This is a genomic window from Pseudomonas sp. KB_12 (assembly GCF_052114545.1).
Taxonomy (GTDB): Bacteria; Pseudomonadota; Gammaproteobacteria; order Pseudomonadales; family Pseudomonadaceae; genus Aquipseudomonas; species Aquipseudomonas brassicacearum.
Window position 1 is genome coordinate 63,320 of record NZ_JBFREY010000025.1, and the last position, 17,339, is coordinate 80,658.

15 protein-coding genes are annotated in these 17,339 nt (G+C 62.8%); 11 read left to right on the forward strand and 4 right to left on the reverse strand.

The genetic code is table 11. The annotated features are described in order from the left end of the window. Window positions 1-110: 110 nt before the first annotated feature. Genes AB4Z20_RS19915 through AB4Z20_RS19930 form a run of 4 tightly spaced genes read right to left on the reverse strand, consistent with a single transcriptional unit; the run spans window position 111 to window position 3,827 of the window. A complete protein-coding gene (locus AB4Z20_RS19915; protein WP_253474399.1) occupies window positions 111-902 on the reverse strand; it encodes an ABC transporter permease in 792 nt (263 codons plus the stop codon). Further along, the gene (locus AB4Z20_RS19920) at window positions 899-1,630 is read right to left on the reverse strand and encodes an ABC transporter ATP-binding protein (protein ID WP_253474402.1); all 732 of its coding nucleotides are present in this window, start codon (window positions 1,628-1,630) and stop codon (window positions 899-901) included. The genes AB4Z20_RS19915 and AB4Z20_RS19920 overlap by 4 nt, the downstream gene beginning before the upstream one ends. Next, window positions 1,627-2,634 (reverse strand): YVTN family beta-propeller repeat protein, encoded by a 1,008-nt coding sequence (locus AB4Z20_RS19925; protein ID WP_253474405.1) that lies wholly within the window; start codon window positions 2,632-2,634, stop codon window positions 1,627-1,629. Before AB4Z20_RS19925 ends, AB4Z20_RS19920 begins: the two co-directional genes overlap by 4 nt. A 26-nt stretch (window positions 2,635-2,660) precedes the next feature. After that, window positions 2,661-3,827 carry an ABC transporter substrate-binding protein gene (locus tag AB4Z20_RS19930; protein ID WP_214512274.1) on the reverse strand — a complete coding sequence of 389 codons (1,167 nt, stop codon included), beginning with the start codon at window positions 3,825-3,827 and terminating at the stop codon, window positions 2,661-2,663. A 486-nt stretch (window positions 3,828-4,313) separates the two neighbouring features. Between AB4Z20_RS19930 and pedF the strand changes: the two genes are divergently transcribed. The 11 genes from pedF to AB4Z20_RS19985 all read left to right on the forward strand — a co-directional run bounded on the left by pedF (window position 4,314) and on the right by AB4Z20_RS19985 (window position 17,009). After that, window positions 4,314-4,775, forward strand: coding sequence for a cytochrome c-550 PedF (gene pedF / locus AB4Z20_RS19935; protein WP_212796077.1), 462 nt, complete (start codon window positions 4,314-4,316; stop codon window positions 4,773-4,775). Window positions 4,776-4,780: 5 nt separating this feature from the next. Further along, window positions 4,781-5,656 (forward strand): substrate-binding periplasmic protein, encoded by an 876-nt coding sequence (locus tag AB4Z20_RS19940; protein WP_442090470.1) that lies wholly within the window; start codon window positions 4,781-4,783, stop codon window positions 5,654-5,656. Window positions 5,657-5,666: 10 nt separating this feature from the next. Continuing rightward, complete coding sequence (locus tag AB4Z20_RS19945; RefSeq protein ID WP_320390444.1) at window positions 5,667-6,425, forward strand: quinoprotein dehydrogenase-associated SoxYZ-like carrier; 759 nt, start codon at window positions 5,667-5,669, stop codon at window positions 6,423-6,425. 16 nt (window positions 6,426-6,441) lie between these two features. After that, window positions 6,442-7,380: a quinoprotein relay system zinc metallohydrolase 1 gene (locus AB4Z20_RS19950; RefSeq protein WP_442090471.1), complete on the forward strand. Its 939-nt coding sequence runs from the start codon at window positions 6,442-6,444 to the stop codon at window positions 7,378-7,380. A gap of 308 nt (window positions 7,381-7,688) precedes the next feature. Continuing rightward, window positions 7,689-9,464 (forward strand): PQQ-dependent methanol/ethanol family dehydrogenase, encoded by a 1,776-nt coding sequence (locus AB4Z20_RS19955; protein WP_442090472.1) that lies wholly within the window; start codon window positions 7,689-7,691, stop codon window positions 9,462-9,464. Window positions 9,465-9,749: 285 nt separating this feature from the next. Next, entirely contained in the window at window positions 9,750-11,270 is a 1,521-nt protein-coding gene (gene exaC / locus AB4Z20_RS19960) for an acetaldehyde dehydrogenase ExaC (protein ID WP_253474436.1), read from the forward strand. A 351-nt stretch (window positions 11,271-11,621) separates the two neighbouring features. After that, window positions 11,622-11,693, forward strand: coding sequence for a pyrroloquinoline quinone precursor peptide PqqA (pqqA, locus tag AB4Z20_RS19965; RefSeq protein ID WP_003243383.1), 72 nt, complete (start codon window positions 11,622-11,624; stop codon window positions 11,691-11,693). A 132-nt stretch (window positions 11,694-11,825) separates the two neighbouring features. Beyond that, window positions 11,826-12,983 (forward strand): alcohol dehydrogenase-like regulatory protein ErcA, encoded by a 1,158-nt coding sequence (ercA, locus tag AB4Z20_RS19970; RefSeq protein ID WP_442090477.1) that lies wholly within the window; start codon window positions 11,826-11,828, stop codon window positions 12,981-12,983. Next, window positions 12,967-14,337, forward strand: coding sequence for a NahK/ErcS family hybrid sensor histidine kinase/response regulator (locus tag AB4Z20_RS19975; RefSeq protein ID WP_442090473.1), 1,371 nt, complete (start codon window positions 12,967-12,969; stop codon window positions 14,335-14,337). Before ercA ends, AB4Z20_RS19975 begins: the two co-directional genes overlap by 17 nt. Window positions 14,338-14,911: 574 nt before the next feature. Further along, window positions 14,912-16,555: a malate dehydrogenase (quinone) gene (mqo, locus tag AB4Z20_RS19980; protein ID WP_442090474.1), complete on the forward strand. Its 1,644-nt coding sequence runs from the start codon at window positions 14,912-14,914 to the stop codon at window positions 16,553-16,555. 283 nt (window positions 16,556-16,838) lie between these two features. Then, window positions 16,839-17,009: a hypothetical protein gene (locus AB4Z20_RS19985; protein WP_253478725.1), complete on the forward strand. Its 171-nt coding sequence runs from the start codon at window positions 16,839-16,841 to the stop codon at window positions 17,007-17,009. Window positions 17,010-17,339: the final 330 nt, after the last annotated feature.

Sequence of the window (17,339 nt, forward strand, 5' to 3'; positions counted from 1 at the left end):
CTCGCGATAGCGACGGATCATTCGGCAATGATGTTGACTGATACACCGCTATCGCGAGCAAGCTCGCTCCCACAGGGGAGTCCACCCACAGGGGAATTGTGTCAGACAGTTCAACTGGCCTTGCGCAACGCCGCATGCTGCGGATTGAACGTCCACACCGCCAACAGCGCGAACACCAGGGTCAACCCCACGCACACCGCCATCGCCAGCAGGTTGAACTGCTCGTACAGCGCAAAACGCACCAACTCCACGCCGTGGGTGAACGGGCTGACCGCGCAAAGCCAGTACAGCCAAGGGCTGGCTTCCTGCATTTTCCACAGCGGGTACAGCGCCGAAGACAGGAAGAACATCGGGAAGATCACGAAATTCATTACCCCGGCGAAGTTTTCCAGTTGCCGGATGGCATTGGACAGCAGCAAGCCCAGGGCGCTGAGCATCAGGGCCACCAGTAACAGGGCCGGCAGGGCCAGCAGCAGGCCCATGGTCGGTGGCTGGATGCCGTACAGCCAGGCGATGGCGAGAAAGGCATAGACCTGCAACAGCGAGATCAACGACGTCGCCAACAACTTGCTCGCCAGCAGGAACGCCCGGGGCAGGGGACTGGTGAGCAACACGCGCATGCTGCCCATCTCCCGGTCGTAGACCATCGACAGCGAGCCCTGCATGCCGTTGAACAACAGGATCATGCAGGCCAGCCCGGGCACGATGTACACCTCGTAGGGGATGTAGGTGTCGTAGGGCGCGATGATGGCGATGCCCAGCGCCGCGCGAAAACCGGCGGCGAACACCAGCAGCCACAGCAGGGGCCGCACCAGGGCACTGAGCAGCCGGGTGCGTTGCAGCACGAAGCGCAGCCATTCGCGCGTCACGATGCCGCTGAAACATTGCCAGTACGCATTCATGGCCGGACTCCCGAGGTGGTCAAGCGGGTGAAAGCCGAGCCGAGGCTGCCCCCGTGTTCCAGGCTCACCGCGTCGGCCTGGCCGCTGGCGACCAGACGGCCCTGGTGCACGATCAACAGGTCGTCGCTGGGCTGTACTTCGTCCAGCAGGTGAGTGGTCCAGAGCACGCTGATGCCTTGCTCGCTGCACAGTTGCCGGATGTGCAGGCCCAGGGCGAGGCGGCTGGCCGGATCGAGGCCGACGCTGGGTTCGTCGAGCAGCAACAGGCGCGGTTCGTGGAGCAGGGCGCGGGCGATCTCGACCCGGCGGCGATGGCCACCGTTGAGGTCGCGCACCCGTTCATGGCGCCGCTCGGTCAGGTGCTGGCGGGTCAGTTCGGCGTCGATGCGGGCGCTGCCCTGGCGCCGCGAAAACCCGTGCAGCGCCAGGTGATAGCGCAGGTTCTGTTCAATGCTCAGGTCCAGGTCCAGGGTGCTCTGTTGGAACACCACGCCCAACTGGCGCAGGGCCGGTCTTGGTGATTTCTGCAGGGAATGACCACCGATGCGGATCTCGCCGCGTTGCAGGTCGTACAGCCGTGTGAGCAGGGCGATCAGCGTCGACTTACCAGCACCGTTGGGTCCCAGCAGCGCGGCGAAACGTCCGGCCGGCAAGCTGAAACTCATCTGCTTGAGGGCTTCGCGCGCGCCATAGGCAAAGCTCAGGTCGCTGACCTCCAGGGCGTTCATGGCGTGACCACCACGCCCCAAGGGTAGCGCCCGACTTTCACCGACTTCAGGACCTTGCGGCTCTCTACATCGATCACCGAGACATCGCCGCTGACGCCGTTGGTCGCCAGCAGCTGCTTCTGGTCCGGGGTGAACGCCAGTTGCCAGACCCGTCGGCCCACCAGCAGGTAATCCAGCACTTCGAAGGTCTTGGCGTCGATCACCGCCACATGGTTGGCCGGGCCCAGGGCGACGAACGCCAGCTTGCCGTCGGCGCTGAGCTTGATGCCCACCGGTTGGACCTTGTCCGGGTGCACGCCCTTGATCTGGAACGTCAGGGTCTTGAGGATCTTGCGCGTCGCCACGTCGAGCACGGTCAACGTGCCGCCGATCTCCGCCGAGGCCCAGAGCTGCGTACCGTCGCGATTGAACTCGACGAAACGTGGCCGCTGGTCCACCAGGGTGTTGTCGGCCAGGGTCTGGGTACTGGTGTCGATCCAGTGCAGCATGTTCGTGGTTTCACTGGTGTTGACCGCCCATTTGCCGTCAGGGCTGACGGCCATGCCCTCGGGTTCGACACCCACGCCGATCTGGCCGAGCACTTCGGAGGTCTGGGTGTCGATCACCGTGACCAGGGCATCGTCTTCGTTGGAGACATACAGCCAGCGGTCGTTGGGGTGCAGGGCGAATTGCTCGGGGTCCTTGCCGGAGGGCAGTTCCTTGATGATCTTGCGGGTGGCGACGTCCATCACCTGGACCCGGTCCGAGTCGCTGGCGCAGATGTACAGCAGGCGATTGTCGTGGGACAGCAGCAGGCCCCGGGGGCGCTGGCCCACCGGCAGGGTCTCGATGACTTCCAGGCTCTGCATGTCGATCAGGCTCAGGCTATTGTCTTTCTCGTTGGAGACCCAGGCGATGCTGGCGGCGGCGCAGGGACCGGCGGCAAGCAACGCGGCGCCCAGGGCGAGGGCTTTGCATAACCGGGTCGGGCAGAGCCGGGCCGGGTGAATCAGGGAGCGGCGCATGGCGGTTTCCTTATTGTTGTTATCGATCAGGGGTAACGGCAGCTCACTTCGGGCTGGTCGTAACCCAGGCTGTCCATTTCATTGGAAGGGTGCAGAAAACCGTCCTGGGGCGAGGTGCTGACCAGTGCCCGTGGCTGGACCAGCGCAATGGGTTGGCGCAACTGGCCGTTCCAGGGCCGGTAGCTGAGCTTGCGACCCTTGAAACCGTCCAGGGGCAACTGGTCGCTGAGGGCCAGTTGGCGGATGGCGAGCGGGTCGTCCTGACGCAATTTGCCCACGGCGCTGGCGATGCTGCGCACGGCGATCCAGGCAGCAAAGTCGCGGTCGTTCATCCAGCGTCCGGCCAGGGCTTCGAAGCGTTTTTGCAGTTGCGCCGCGCCGTAGGTTTCCACGGTCTTGTGCCAGCCGGTGGGCGTCAGCCCTTGGGTGCCGGCCACCGGGCGTGGGTACCAGGTCTGGTAGGGCAGGTATTCACCGAAGTCGCCGCGCTCGTCGGCCACCAGCACCACGTCGTACTCGGCGGTCTGGGTGAACAGCGGCATGTCGGCCTGGGCGCTGCGGCGCTGGTCGTTGTCGAACTGCCAGGCCTTTTCGGCGACGATCTTCATGCCGAAGCGTTTCATGGCCCGGCGCAATGCGGCGGCGTAGGCCTGGTCCTCGGGCGTCTGGCCGACGATCAGCAAGGCCCGTTGCCATTTGCGCACGACGCTGAACTGCACCAGGGCATCGGCGAGCATGGCGCGGTCGGGCAGGCTGTGGAGCACGTTGCCCAGGCAGTCGGTGGTGCGCAGGCTGTCGTCGGGGCTACCGGCGTTGAACAGCAGGCTGTCGGGCAGGGCGGCGCTGAGTTGGCGCAGGCTGGCGGCCGGTGCGTTGACCACGAACAGCCGCAGGCCCTGGTCGTGTTGGGCCCGGGCGGCCTGGAGCAGCGCCTCGGGCGTGTCGACGCTGGCGCTTTCCAGGCGGTAGTCGTGCTTGAGGAAACGCCCGGTGCTGTTGCTGTCGACGATCGCCAGTTCAGCGCCGCGCAACCCGGCATCGGCCGGTTCGGCAATGACGTTGGACAGCAACGGCCCCGGATCGGGACGATAACCCAGGTAGCCGATGCGCACTTGCAGCGGTGTGGTATCGCCCGCGTGAGCGGTTGCCGCTGCCAGCAGAGAAACCAGGGCGTAACTGACGAGCCGGCGCATGACATCCTCCATTGCAGGTAGCGCCAGCATAGGAAGCCCAGGGTCATGGGGAAATATGCAGAAAGTACCGCCGGTGCAGTACCAAGGTAGTAACCCGCCGCCGGTGTTGGGGTTTTACGGTACGGGAAATGGTCATTCATCAGGAGTGGACAAAACCTGCAAACCGCCGCAACCCCAGGTGGGAGCGAGCCTGCTCGCGAAGGCGGCGTTACATTCAGCATCTCAGTGACAGGTGCACCGCCATCTCGAGCAGGCTCGCTCCCACAAGATTTATTGGCGGACCGCCTACAACGACACGGCGGCGCCGTAGCCAACTGCCGGGAAGACTTCCCGAGCCGCTTGTCTTTACGACCTGCGCCGGATGGCTTGCTACCAAGGAACTAGACCCCGACCACCAAAGCAGCATTCGGCTGGGGCAAGGGGGTTCCTAAGATGACGGCACGGCTTCTTCACAGAGGTCTGCGTGCAATCTGAGAGGGCATAACAATGACAACAAAACGCAACGCCATCATCGCTACCGCATTACTGATGGGGCTGACCGGCGCAGGCTCCGCATGGGCCCATGGCAACGTAGTGCCCCAGGCAGTGGAAACCAAGGGACTGACCCCGATCAAGGACACCGGTGTCGCACTGGACGGTGACGGCTGGGCCACGGTGAACCCTTACCGCACCTCCCCCGAACACGACCGGGCGCTGGAGATCGGCTCATCGGCCTACAACCAGAACTGCGCGGCCTGCCATGGCCTGGAAGCCAAGTCGGGCGGCATCGCTCCGGACTTGCGCATGCTCGACGCCGCCGACGCCGGTGATGAGTGGTTTGTCGAGCGCGTACGTCACGGTGCGGTGCGCGACGGCCGGGTCTACATGCCGAAAATGGCCGACTACCTGAGCCAGGAAGCCTTGTGGGCGGTGCGCACCTATCTCGATAGCGTGCACGTCGAGGAGTGATCGCCATGCGCCTGTTCGCGTGGGTAATGTGCAGCCTGCTCCTGTGGGGCCAGGCGGTACAGGCGCAGGTGCGCAGCTACGACCAGATGATCGCCGCCGGTGAGTTGAAGGTCGCGGTCTACAAGGACTTCGCGCCCTACAGTTTCGAGGACCACGGCCAACCCAGGGGCGTGGACGTGGAACTGGCCCAGGCCCTGGCCAAAGCCCTTGGCGTGCGCCTGCAATTGATGTGGGCACCGCCGGGCGAAAAACTCGATGACGACCTGCGCGATTACATCTGGCGCAGCAGTCCGTTGCACGAGCGGCAATTGGCCGACCTGATGATGCGCGTGCCGTACGACCACGACTATGCGCAAAAGCGCAACGACATCGGCGAACTGGCAAACGCCCAGGTGGTGATGTTCGGCCCTTATCAGCAGGAGTGCTGGCAGGTGGCGTACGACCGGCGCCGATTGGATTCGGTGGGCAGTGTCGCGGTGTTCCAGGAGCATCCCATTGGCGTTGAAGTCGACAGCGTGCCGTCGTTCTACCTGACATCGGTGTTCAACGGCATGCTCAGCGCCAGGACCCACCATTACCCTGGTGTCAGCCAGGCCTTCAAGGCCATGCAGGCCGGGGAGGTGGACGCCGTCATGGCCATGCGCGGTGAGGTCGATTGGCAAGTGCACGAGGCGGCTGATCCGCAACTGGCGCTGGCGGAAAACGCCTACCCGAACATGGGCAAGCAACGTTGGGAAATCGGCATGGCGGTGCATGAAAGCAACCGTCAGCTGGCCTATGCGGTGGAAGAGGCGTTGGAAGGCTTGATCCGCGACGGCAGCGTCAAGACGGTCTATGCCCATTACGGCCTGCGTTACGAAGTGCCGGAGATGTATCAATAGGAGCGCAGGGATGAAATGGGCCATGTGGTGCCTGCTGTGGTGCGGCCTGCCGACGATTGCGCTGGCGGCGGTCGAACCGGGGAAGGACCCGGTGCCGTCGGTGATGTGGGCCTTCTATCACAAGCAATTGCTGGGGGACGCGCCGTTCGTTTTCGATGACCGGGTGCGGCTGCTGGCGCCACCCTTTGCCGAAGACGCACGCCAGGTGCCACTGGAGATCGATGCCCGGGCCTTCACCGGCGACGTCGTGCGGGTGCTGGCCTGGGCCGAACTGAACCCGTTGCCGAAAATCGTCGACTTCCAACCAGGGGAGCGGGTGCTGCCCTGGCTGTCGATCCGCATTCGCATCGAGCAAGCCACGCCGTTGCGCGCCGCCGTGCAGACCCGCGATGGCCTGTGGCACGTCGGCTCGACCCTGATCGACGCGGCCGGTGGTGGCTGCACCGCGCCCAGCGTGGTGCGCACCCAGCCGGGTTGGGAAGAACACTTGGGCGAGGTGCTGGGCGCCCGCTATCCCCGGGGCGATTCGAGCCGCCTGCGCCTGCAGGTGGCGCATCCGATGGATAACGGCCTGGTGAGCGGCATCCCGGAGTTTTTCCTCAACCAGGCGCAACTGCTGGACGCCGACGGTCAGGTGCTGGCGCGCCTGGAGCTGTTCCCGGCGGTCAGCGAAAACCCCAACCTGGGCTTCGACATCCGAGGCCCGGGCCAGACCCGCCTGCTGCTGCGCGACAACAGCGGCAATACGTTCGAGGCGGCGATCCCCTGACCACAAGGAGCGCGCCATGCGCTGGTTGTTGTTGATGTTCCTGAGCCTGTGCTGGCCGACGTGGGCCGGTACGGACTACGCACTCAAGCCCCGGCAGATCGCCGAAGGCACCTGGCTGCTGGAAGGCAGCACCGAGAATTTTGCCAAGGCCAACGGCGGCAACATCGTCAATACCGCGTTCATCGTCACCGACGCCGGCGTGGTGGTGATCGACACCGGGCCGTCGAAGCGCTACGGCGAGGCGCTGCGCCAGGCCATTGTCGCGACCACCGATACACCGGTGATCCAGGTCCTGCTGACCCATCACCACCCCGACCATGTATTGGGCAACCAAGCCTTTAGCGACGGGCCCATTGGCGCCTTGGCGGGCACCACCGATCTGCTGCGACAGCAGGGTGATGCGCTGGCGGAAAACATGTACCGGCTGGTGGGCGATTGGATGCGCGGCACCGAGGTGGTGTTGCCGACCCGGGAGCTGGCGGCCGGGACGTTGAAGGTGGGCAATCATTCGTTGCGTCTGCTGCAACTGGCCGGGCACACCGGGGCCGACCTGGCGATTTTCGACGAAACCACCGGTGTGCTGTTTGCCGGCGACCTGGTGTTTTACGAACGCGCCCTGACCACCCCCAACAGCCCGGGCCTGGAGGTCTGGCTCCAGGACCTGGACACCTTGCAGGCCTTGCCCTGGAAGCAGATCGTGCCCGGCCACGGCCCGGTCGCGAACGACGCCCGGCCTTTTACCCAGATGCGCGACTACCTGGGCTGGCTCGACCAACTGCTGCGCAACGGCGCGGCCCGGGGCGACGACATGGCCGAGATGATCCGCAGCCCCATTCCCGAGCGCTTTGCCGGGATCAGCCTGAGTCGCTATGAGTTGATTCGCAGTGTCAGTCATCTCTATCCACGTTATGAGCGGGTGGGGATGAAACGGGTGGATGCCCACGACCCTGACTGAACACATACCCCGTGGCGAGGGAGCTTGCTCCCGCTGGGCTGCGCAGCAGCCCCTATGTCAGTCAACCTGGCTATCAATGTTGGCTGGGCTATTTTTAGGGCCGCTGCGCGCCCCAGCGGGAGCAAGCTCCCTCGCCACGGGGGTTGGTGTCACCAGCAAAGAAGCTGGATGCGACGACTCCACATGTGTACCAAGGAACTAGAAAACTCAACACAGCGGGCAATTGTTGGCAACGGCTCCGAGCCCAAGAATCTGTGGCAGACCGGGAAAAATTCCCGGGTATAACAATAACCGCAGAGGTAGCCGTCATGAGTCATCCCGCACGTCGCCAACCCTTCGCCGTGAGCCTGCTGCTCAGTGCCATGCTGCTGTCCGGTTCGGCCCTTGCAGCCGTGACCGATCAGGAAATTCTCCAGGACCCGAAAAACCCGCAACAGATCGTGACCAACGGCCTGGGTGTCCAGGGCCAGCGCTACAGCCCGCTCGATACCCTCAATGTCGATAACGTGAAGGACCTGCGACCGGTCTGGGCGTTCTCCTTTGGCGGTGAAAAACAGCGCGGCCAGCAAGCCCAGCCGATGATCAAGGACGGGGTGATGTACCTCACCGGTTCCTACTCGCGGGTATTCGCAGTGGATGCGCGCACCGGCAAGAAGCTGTGGCAATACGATGCGCGCCTGCCCGATGACATCCGTCCTTGCTGCGACGTGATCAACCGTGGCGTGGCGTTGTACGGCGACCTGGTGTTCTTCGGCACCCTCGACGCCAAGCTGGTGGCCTTGAACAAGGACACCGGCAAGGTGGTGTGGAGCAAGAAAGTGGCCGACCACAAGGAAGGCTATTCCATCAGCGCCGCGCCACTGGTCATCAACGGCAAGCTGATCACCGGCGTGGCCGGGGGCGAGTTCGGTGTGGTGGGCCAGATCAGTGCCTACGACCCGAAAAATGGCGAACTGCTGTGGACCCGCCCAACGGTGGAAGGCCACATGGGCTACGTCTACAAAGATGGCAAAGCCATCGAGAATGGTATTTCCGGCGGCGAGGCGGGCAAGACCTGGCCGGGCGATCTCTGGAAAACCGGCGGTGCCGCGCCTTGGCTGGGCGGCTACTACGACCCGGAAACCAACCTGCTGCTGTTCGGCACCGGCAACCCGGCCCCCTGGAACTCCCACCTGCGTCCCGGCGACAACCTCTATTCGTCGTCGCGCCTGGCCCTGAACCCGGACGACGGGACTATCAAGTGGCACTTCCAGAGCACGCCTCACGACGGCTGGGACTATGACGGCGTCAATGAACTGATCTCGTTCAACTACAAGGAAGGCGGCAAGGACATCAAGGCGGCAGCGACTGCTGACCGTAACGGCTTCTTCTACGTGCTCGACCGCACCAACGGCAAGTTCATCCGCGGCTTCCCGTTTGTCGACAAGATCACCTGGGCCACTGGCCTGGACAAGGATGGGCGGCCGATCTACAACGAGGCCAGCCGTCCGGGTGCGCCGGGCAGCGAAGCCAAGGGCAGTTCGGTGTTCGTCGCACCGGCGTTCCTCGGCGCGAAAAACTGGATGCCGATGGCCTACAACCAGGACACAGGCCTGTTCTACGTGCCGTCCAACGAATGGGGCATGGACATCTGGAACGAAGGCATCGCCTACAAGAAAGGCGCGGCGTTCCTCGGGGCCGGCTTCACCATCAAGCCGCTGAACGAGGATTACATCGGCGTGCTGCGGGCCATCGACCCCAAGACCGGCAAGGAAGTCTGGCGCCACAAGAACTACGCGCCGCTGTGGGGTGGGGTCCTGACCACCAAGGGCAACCTGGTGTTCACCGGCACGCCTGAAGGGTTCCTGCAGGCCTTCAACGCCAAGACCGGGGAAAAGGTCTGGGAATTCCAGACCGGCTCCGGCGTGCTCGGTTCGCCCATCACCTGGGAAATGGACGGCGAGCAATACGTCTCCGTGGTCTCCGGCTGGGGCGGCGCGGTGCCGCTGTGGGGTGGCGAGGTGGCCAAGCGCGTGAAGGACTTCAACCAGGGCGGCATGCTCTGGACCTTCAAGTTGCCGAAAGAGCTGGTGGCAAAACGCTAAGTAACTATTGAGCCGGGCGTCGCCCTTGTGGCGACGACTCTGTGGGAGCAAAGCTTGCTCGCGATGCAGTCGCCTCGGTTCCCAGGGAGACCGCATCGCCTTCATCGCGGGCAAGCCTTGCTCCCACAGACGTTTCGCCAAATATCCTCGTCCCAATGCTTGAAATCTACGACCAAATAACGAGAGTCCCCCCTGCCAACGACGCATTCGTCCGGCAGGCGGGGCTCTCTACCATCGGCCTATCGCCTGTCCTGTGACAGGCATCGACCAGGCAGAGGCCCCATCATGATCTATGCACAACCCGGAACCCCAGGCGCCGTCGTTTCCTTCAAACCGCGCTATGGCAACTTCATCGGCGGCGAATTCGTCGCGCCGGTCAACGGCGAATACTTCACCAACACCTCCCCGGTCAATGGCGAAGTCATTGCCGAATTCCCGCGCTCCAGCGCCGCCGACATCGACAAGGCCCTGGATGCCGCCCATGCCGCAGCCGATGCTTGGGGCAAGACTTCGGTGCAGGACCGTTCCCTGGTGCTGTTGAAAATCGCCGACCGTATCGAGCAGAACCTGGAAATCCTCGCTGTCAGCGAGACCTGGGACAACGGCAAGGCCGTGCGCGAAACCCTCAATGCCGACGTACCGCTGGCGGCCGACCATTTCCGTTATTTCGCCGGCTGCATCCGCGCCCAAGAGGGTGGGGCGGCCGAGATCAACGAACTGACCACGGCCTATCATTTCCACGAGCCGCTGGGTGTGGTCGGGCAGATCATCCCGTGGAACTTCCCGCTGCTGATGGCCGCCTGGAAACTCGCCCCGGCCCTGGCTGCCGGTAACTGCATCGTGCTCAAGCCGGCTGAACAGACGCCGCTGTCGATCATGGTCTTCATCGAGCTGGTCGCCGACCTGCTGCCGCCCGGCGTGCTGAACATCGTCCATGGTTACGGTCGCGAAGCCGGTGAAGCCCTGGCCACCAGCAAGCGCATCGCCAAGATCGCCTTCACCGGGTCCACCCCGGTGGGCTCGCACATCATGAAATGCGCCGCCGAAAACATCATCCCGTCTACCGTGGAACTGGGCGGCAAGTCGCCGAACATCTTCTTCGAAGACATCATGCAGGCCGAGCCGGCCTTCATCGAAAAAGCCGCCGAAGGCCTGGTGCTGGCGTTCTTCAACCAGGGCGAAGTCTGCACCTGCCCATCTCGCGCCCTGGTGCAAGAGTCGATCTACGTGCCGTTCATGGCCGAGGTGATGAAAAAGATCGCCAAGATCAAGCGTGGCAACCCGCTGGACACCGAAACCATGGTCGGCGCCCAGGCGTCCGAGCAGCAATTCGACAAGATCCTCTCGTACCTTGAAATTGCCCAGCAAGAGGGCGCCGAGCTGCTCACTGGCGGTGCTGCCGAGCGACTCGAGGGGGATTTGTCGAGTGGTTATTACATCCAGCCGACCCTGCTCAAGGGCCACAACAAAATGCGCGTGTTCCAGGAAGAGATCTTCGGCCCGGTAGTGGGCGTGACCACCTTCAAGGACGAAGCCGAAGCCCTGGCAATCGCCAACGACACCGAGTTCGGCCTTGGCGCTGGTCTGTGGACCCGCGACATCAACCGCGCCTACCGCATGGGCAGGGCGATCAAGGCCGGTCGCGTCTGGACCAACTGCTACCACCTGTACCCGGCGCACGCCGCGTTCGGTGGCTACAAGAAGTCTGGTGTGGGTCGTGAAACCCACAAGATGATGCTCGACCACTACCAGCAGACCAAGAACCTGCTGGTGAGCTACGACATCAATCCACTGGGGTTCTTCTAACCCTGGGAGATAGCAAGCAGGGCAGTTGCTGTGACCCTGTAGGAGCTGGCGAAGCCTGCGATCTTTTGATCTTTTGATCTTTTGGTCTTTTGGTCTTTTGATCTTTCGCTTGAGATTCAAGTGTATTGGGAAAGATCGCAGCCTCGTTGCACTCGACAGCTCCTACACAGCTCCTACACAGCTCCTACACCGCATCTACACAGCTCCTGCAATTTAGGGGGAGCAAGTGCTCGCTGCTCCAGTAGTACCAACGCACCCCACCCACCGCTTCGAAAGTAGCATTCGAGCCCCAGGCGTGGCGTGCATTAATGACCTTGCCGGAATCGCCCGGTACAAGAAGAGGAAAGACCCATGTGGACTAAACCCGCGTACACCGACCTGCGTATTGGCTTTGAAGTGACGATGTACTTCGCCAACCGATGAGTGCCGGCCCGGCCTGACGCGTTCAGGCCGGGCTACCCATTGGTCTGATTGCAATCACGGTGGGATGCTTTAGGCTCAAGGTATCCCAAGACAATAACAACAGGCTTACCGATGAGCCACGTACCTGAAAAGATGAGCCTCAGCCCGCTGCGCAAGTTCGTTTCCCCTGAAATCATGTTCGGTGCCGGTTGCCGGCACAATGTCGGCAATTACGCCAAGACTTTCGGTGCACGCAAGGTGCTGATCGTCACCGATCCCGGGGTCATCGCCGCCGGTTGGGTGGCTGACGTCGAAGCCAGCCTCCAGGCCCAAGGCATCGACTATTGCGTCTACAGCGCGGTCTCGCCCAATCCTCGGGTCGAGGAAGTGATGCTCGGCGCTGACCTTTACCGGGAAAACCATTGCGATGTCATCGTCGCGGTGGGCGGTGGCAGCCCGATGGATTGCGGCAAAGGCATCGGCATTGTCGTTGCCCACGGCCGCAACATCCTCGAGTTCGAAGGCGTCGACACCCTGCACGTACCCAGCCCGCCGCTTATCCTGATTCCCACCACGGCGGGGACGTCGGCTGACGTGTCGCAATTCGTGATCATTTCCAACCAGCAAGAACGCATGAAGTTTTCCATCGTCAGCAAGGCAGCGGTGCCGGACGTATCGTTGATCGACCCGGAAACCACCCTGAGCATGGACCCGTTCCTGTCCGCCTGTACCGGCATCGACGCCCTGGTGCATGCCATCGAGGCGTTCGTGTCCACCGGTCATGGCCCGTTGACCGACCCCCATGCGCTGGAAGCGATGCGCCTGATCAACGGCAACCTGGTGCAGATGATCGCCAACCCGGCAGACATCGCCCTGCGGGAAAAAATCATGCTGGGCAGCATGCAGGCCGGGCTGGCGTTCTCCAACGCAATCCTCGGCGCGGTGCACGCGATGTCCCACAGCCTGGGTGGTTTCCTCGATTTGCCCCATGGGTTGTGCAACGCGGTACTGGTGGAGCACGTGGTGGCGTTCAACTACAACTCGGCGCCGGAGCGTTTCAAGGTGATTGCCGAGACGCTGGGCATCGACTGCCGGGGGCTCAACCACCGGCAGATCCGCACTCGGCTGGTGGAACACCTGATTTCCCTCAAGCGCACCATCGGTTTCCACGAGACCCTGGGCCTGCATGGCGTGAGCACCTCGGACATTCCGTTCCTGTCGCAGCATGCGATGCACGACCCGTGCATCCTCACCAACCCTCGGGAGTCGAGCCAGCGGGATGTCGAGGTCGTCTATGGCGAAGCCCTCTGACGAGCAGCAAAAAGCCCTGGAAGGGCTGCTGGGGCTGGGCAATCACTCGACGCGCAAGAGTCACTATCCGGAACTGGCGGCACGCCTCGATGAGCTGGAGCAGGCCCGGCAACACTTGCAACAGCTCAATGACCAACTGGAACAGCGGGTGGCCGAGCGCACCGACGCGTTGCTGGAGGCCAACCACAACCTGCAGCAGCAGATTGCCCAGCGCGAGCTGGTCGAACAGCAATTGCGCGACGCCCGGGACGTCGCCCAGGCCGCCAACCGCAGCAAGGACAAATACCTGGCCGCCGCCAGCCATGACCTGTTGCAGCCACTCAACGCGGCACGCCTGCTGATCGCCACCTTGCGTGAACGCCAATTGCCTGCCGCCGAGCATGTGTTGGTGGAGCGCACTCATCAGGCGCTCGAAGGGGCCGAAGACCTGCTCACCGACCTGCTGGACATTTCCCGGCTGGACCAGGCCGCCGTCAAGCCCGACCTGGCGCCGTATCGGCTGGATGAGTTGTTGGGGCCGCTGGTTTCCGAGTTTCAATCGGTGGCCGGCGCCGCGGGGTTGGAATTGCGGGTACGGTTTGGCGACGAAGCGGTGCTGACCGACCTGCGATTGATCAGCCGTATCCTGCGCAACCTGCTGAGCAATGCCTGCCGCTACACCGCTCAGGGCGGTATTCTCCTGGCGGCCCGGCGCCGGGGAGGGCAGTTGAGCATCGAGGTCTGGGACACGGGGCGGGGCATCGCGGCCGATTGCCTGGAGTCGATTTTCCTGGAATTCAACCAGCTCGACGTTGGCCGGGCGGCGGATCGCAAAGGCGTGGGCCTGGGGTTGGCGATTGTCGAACGCATCGCCCACATCCTCGGTTACCGGGTCCAGGTGCGTTCTCGGCCGGGGCGGGGCTCGGTGTTCAGTATCGAGGTGCCGTTGTCCAGCGAAAAACCCCTTCCCGTATCCCTGGTTCCGGTACAGGCGGTCGCCGGCAACCCGCTACCGGGGCGCCGTTTGTTGGTGATCGACAATGAATTGAGCATTTTGCAAAGCATGGCGGCGCTGTTGGGGCAGTGGGGCTGTGAAGTCCTGACCGCCACCGACGAAGCGGGCGCCCTTGATGTGCTGCAAGGGCGTGCGCCGGAGCTGATCCTGGCGGATTTCCACCTGGATCACGGGGTCGTGGGCTGCGAAGTGGTCAAGCACCTGCGCGAGCATTTTCACCAGGCGATCCCGGCGGTGATCATCACCGCCGACCGCAGCGACCAGTGCCGCCGCGCCTTGCGCAAGCTGGATGCACCGCTGCTCAACAAACCGGTCAAGCCTGGCAAGTTGCGGGCGGTGTTGAGTCAGATGCTTGGGTAGGTTGGTGCTGTAGATACTCTGTAGGAGCTGTGTAGGAGCTGTGTAGGAGCTGTCGAGTGAAACGAGGCTGCGATCTTTTAATTCATTCGCTTAAACTCAAGCGGCCAGGGCAAGATCGCAGCCTCGCTGCACTCGACAGCTCCTACACAGCTCCTACACAGCTCCTACACAGCTCCTACACAGCTCCCACTCAGCTCCCACTCAGCTCCTACGCGAATCGGCCCCGTGGGCCATTAAAATGCCGTCATTTGGTCGGCGTTTTTGCCAGGAATGTAAAAAGACGCTTCGGTCTGTTTATTTCCTTATGTAAACTCCCCCTGGCTGCGACAATCGGGCACGGCCATGTCAGGCCCGATGAACACCGTTGCAGCGTCCCTCACCCCAGCTGAAGCCAAGACCTACAAGAAGTCAGCGCCGGAGAGACATAAACGAGAGGCCGACGTATTGCTCGGCCCTGTAGGTCCATCCTCCGGTCCTTCTCGATAGCCGCCCAGCTGGCGTTGCCGGCCATGGACGTGGGCTATCCTTGATCAGGACAGGTGGACGGAATGGCGTTCATCCTAGGGATACACACATGTTGAAGAAAACACACACGGCGCTACTGGGCCTGGCGATGGCGATGGGTCTTGCGACCACGCACGCCGCCGAGCCAAAAAAAGTGGATGTCTTGCTCATTGGTGGGGGCATCATGAGCTCGACACTCGGCGTCTGGCTCAATGAGCTGGAGCCGGGCTGGACCATGGAAATGGTCGAGCGCCTGGACGGTGTTGCCGAAGAGAGCTCCAACGGCTGGAACAATGCCGGTACCGGTCACTCCGCGCTGGCCGAGCTGAACTACACGCCGGAAGACAAGAACGGCAAGGTCGATATCTCCAAGGCCATCGAAATCAACGAAGCCTTCCAGATCTCCCGTCAGTTCTGGTCCTGGCAGGTCAAGAACGGCGTGTTGAAGAACCCGCGTTCGTTCATCAACTCCACGCCGCACATGAGCTTTTTGTGGGGCGACGAGAACATCGTGTTCCTGAAGAAGCGCTACGAAGCCCTCCAGGCCAGCCCGTTGTTCGCCGGCATGCAGTATTCCGAAGATCGCGAGCAGATCAGCAAGTGGGTGCCGCTGATGATGCAAGGGCGTGACCCGAGCCAGAAAGTCGCGGCCACTTGGAGTCCACTGGGCACCGACGTGAACTTCGGCGAAATCACCCGCCAGTTCGCGACTTATCTGCAAACCAAGCCGAACTTCTCCCTCAAGCTGTCCAGCGAAGTGGAAGAGATCACCCGCAACGAAGACGGCACCTGGCGCGTTTCGTACAAGAACCTGAAAGACGGTACCGAAACCGAGACCGACGCCAAGTTCGTGTTCATCGGCGCCGGCGGTGGTGCCTTGCACCTGCTGCAGAAGTCCGACATCCCGGAAGCGCGTGAATACGCAGGTTTCCCGGTGGGTGGTTCGTTCCTGGTCACCGAAAACCCGACCGTCGCCCAGCTGCACCTGGCCAAGGCCTACGGCAAGGCTTCGGTGGGCGCACCGCCGATGTCGGTTCCGCACCTGGACACCCGCGTGCTCGATGGCAAGCGCGTGATCCTGTTTGGCCCATTCGCAACCTTCTCTACCAAGTTCCTGAAGAACGGTTCGTACTTCGATCTGCTGACCAGCACCACCACCCACAACGTGTGGCCGATGACGAAGGTTGGTATCGAACAGTACCCACTGGTCGAGTACCTGGCCGGTCAACTGATGCTGTCGGATGAAGATCGCTTCAACGCCCTGAAAGAGTACTTCCCGGAGGCCAAGCAGGAAGACTGGCGCCTGTGGCAGGCTGGCCAGCGCGTACAGATCATCAAGCGTGACGAAGAGAAGGGCGGCGTGCTGAAACTCGGCACCGAAGTGGTCGCGTCCCAGGACGGCAGCATCGCCGGCCTGCTGGGTGCTTCGCCAGGCGCTTCGACCGCTGCACCGATCATGCTGACCGTGCTTGAGAAGGTCTTCAAGGACAAGGTCGCCAGCCCGGCCTGGCAGGAAAAACTGCATCAGATCGTGCCAAGCTACGGCACCAAGCTCAACGACAGTCCTGAGCGCGTTGCCCAGGAATGGGCTTACACCAGCGATGTCCTGCAACTGGACCCGCCACCGGTGATCGGCAAGCCAGGCGCTAACGTGGCACCGGCCAAGCCGGCGGCTGCCCCGCAAGCGAATCCAGCGGCTGACATGGCGCTGTAAGCCGGACGCTGTCTGGTGAGGTACAAGAACGCTGCGCATTGAGCGTAATGCTGTTCACTTAAGGATACGGCGCTTTTTCCGAGGGAGGGGAAGGCGCCGTTTTCTTTGGTGTTGGTTTGGTGTTGGTTTGGGGTGGGGTGGGTTGGGTTGGATTGGGTACATATCCGTTGCTGCGGTAACGGCGGCTTAGGGTTCCGCCCTGACGGCGGGTCACTTTTGGAAGAGCGCCAAAAGTAACCAAAAGCGCTTTGCCCCACCACTCGGTGCCTCGCTTAGGCTCGGCATGCCCTCACTCCGGCATTGCTCCGTGGGCCGCCGCGAAGGGCCATCCATGGCCCAGCGCGGCTACCTCGGCATCCATGCCGAGGTGCCCACTGCGCAATGCCTGCGTTCGGCCATCGTGGTTAACGGGGCGCCCCAGATCAAAATCAAGATCAAAAGCGAGGCGGCCTAACGGCCGGCCTGGTTCTCCCGGTCGTACACCCGTCAGCTCTGTGGGAGCAAAGCTTGCTCGCGAGGCGGCCTGRCAGCCGGCCTGGTTCTCCCGGTCGTACACCCGTCAGCTCTGTGGGAGCAAAGCTTGCTCGCGAGGCGGCCTGGCAGCCGGCCTGGTTCTCCCGGTCGTACACCCGTCTGATCTGTGGGAGTAAAGCTTGCTCGCGAGGCGGCCTAACAGCCGGCCTGGTTCTCCCGGTCGTACACCCGTCAGCTCTGTGGGAGCAAAGCTTGCTCGCGAGGCGGCCTGGCAGCCGGCCTGGTTCTCCCGGTCGTACACCCGTCAGCT